The following is a 1219-nucleotide window of genomic DNA, read 5'->3' as shown; positions in this document are numbered from 1 at the left end:
TGAATAGCCCCGAGATTTGTAGACACCTTCTTTCCTAATTTTGAGGCAAGAAGAGCATCATGAGCAAATCGAATTTCAGCGAAGAGTTTAAGCGCGACGCCGTGCGTCAGATCACGGAGCGAGGCTATCCGGTTGCGGAGGTTTCACAGCGCCTCGGCGTGAGCCAGCATTCGCTCTACGAATGGAAGAAGAAGTTTGCTGCGTCGAACGCCAAAGGCAACGACGAGGCCGAGGAGATCAGGCGGCTGAAGAAGGAACTGGCTCGCGTCACCGAGGAGCGAGACATCCTAAAAAAAGCGGCCGCGTATTTCGCCAGGGATGCAAAGTGAAGTACGCGTTCATTGCCTTGCATCGCTTGCAGTTTTCAGTGCGGACGATGTGCCGTCTCCTGCGGGTTCATCCGAGTGGATTTTACACTTGGCTGAAGAACCCGCTGAGCATGCGAGCCAGCGAGGACAAGCGCCAGACCGAGCTGCTCCTGAAGGCATGGGAAGAGAGCGGCAAGGTCTACGGTTATCGCAAGCTGCACGACGACCTTCTCGATCAGGGAGAGATGTGCTGCCCAAACCGGGTCGCGCGTCTGACGCGTCTCGCCGGGATCAAGGCGCAGATTGGCTACAAGCGCCGTCCCGGCATTTTTGGTGGCAAACCGTCTGTCGTCGTCAATAATACGCTCGACCGGCAATTCGATGTGACGGCTCCAGACACTGCCTGGGTGACGGACATGACCTACATTCGAACCTGCGAGGGCTTCGCCTATCTCGCCGTTGTCATCGACCTCTATTCGCGTCGTGTGATCGGTTGGGCACTGCAGAGCCGCCAAACCACCGATGTCGTTCTCAAGGCTCTGCTTATGGCCGTGTGGCGACGCAAGCCGAAGGAAAAGGTGCTGATCCACTCGGATCAGGGCTCGCAGTTTACCAGCATGGACTGGGCCTCGTTCCTCAAGCATCACAATCTGGTTCACTCGATGAGCCGTCGTGGCAACTGCCATGACAATGCGGTGGCCGAGAGCTTCTTCAATCTTCTGAAGCGAGAACGGATACGTCGCAGGGTCTACCGTTCACGCGATGAAGCACGCCAGGACGTGTTCGACTACATCGAAATGTTCTACAACCCGAAACGCAAACACGTCAGGAACGGGATGCTGTCGCCCGTCGAGTTCGAGAAACAGCAGAAAATCTAACCCGAGGGTGTCTACGAAACTCGGGGCTATTCA

1 protein-coding gene is annotated in these 1219 nt (G+C 56.2%); it reads left to right on the top strand.

Annotation, left to right across the window (positions count from 1 at the left end; all coding sequences use genetic code 11):
* Positions 1-59: 59 nt before the first annotated feature.
* Positions 60-1186 (top strand): IS3 family transposase gene (locus tag ACUTJJ_RS25005; protein WP_445543780.1). Its coding sequence is split into 2 segments (ribosomal slippage): positions 60-288 and positions 288-1186, totalling 1128 coding nucleotides; the frame shifts between segments, so codons are not numbered across the junction.
* The last annotated feature ends 33 nt before the right edge of the window (positions 1187-1219 follow it).

The organism is Agrobacterium sp. DKPNP3 (assembly GCF_052686535.1).
The sequence above is the reverse complement of the archived record's forward strand: the minus strand, read 5'-3'. Positions and strand labels throughout refer to the sequence as shown.